Below are 511 nucleotides of genomic sequence, written 5' to 3'. Positions count from 1 at the left end.
GGATCATGACGGTGGGGGCGGCGCCGCCGAGGGTGGGGGTCTCGGCGGCGCGTGAGGCGGCCTGGATCATCGCGAAGAACGCGTCGTGGCGTTTCTGCGCCGGCGAGCGGGTGTCCGGCATGACCGGACCGAACTCCGCGCCATCCGCTCCGATGCCGTCGTCGAGTCCGGGTCCGTCCGCGGCATTCCCTCCCGCGTCAACGTCTCCGCCCCCGCTGTCCGGCCCGCCGCCCGCGCCGCGGGTTTTGGTGAAGGTGACGTTGCGGGCGGGGTTGGTGTGGGCGGAGAGGAGGTTCTGCAGGAGGGCGCCGGCTTCGGGGACGAGGGTGCCGTTGACCCGGAAGGCTCCGCTGGGCAGGGGTGTGAGGTTCAGGGTGCGGTCGCGTTCGGGCCGGTCGGGGTCGGGCTCGGTGCCGTCGGCGGTGAGCACGTCGATCCACGCCTGCGCGTGCACGTTCACCACCGACAGCGGCGGGACCGGCGCGAGCTCCTCCAGCGGATCCCGCCCCGC

1 protein-coding gene is annotated in these 511 nt (G+C 74.0%); it reads right to left on the bottom strand.

All coding sequences use genetic code 11. The features are described from left to right. Positions 1 to 511, bottom strand: a 511-nt coding sequence (locus PKE79_RS16640) for a DUF222 domain-containing protein (protein WP_271174808.1), incomplete at both ends; no start/stop codon positions are given.

The organism is Microbacterium barkeri (genome assembly GCF_027921765.1).
In the GTDB taxonomy this organism is placed as follows: domain Bacteria; phylum Actinomycetota; class Actinomycetes; order Actinomycetales; family Microbacteriaceae; genus Microbacterium; species Microbacterium barkeri.
The sequence above is the reverse complement of the archived record's forward strand: the minus strand, read 5'-3'. Positions and strand labels throughout refer to the sequence as shown.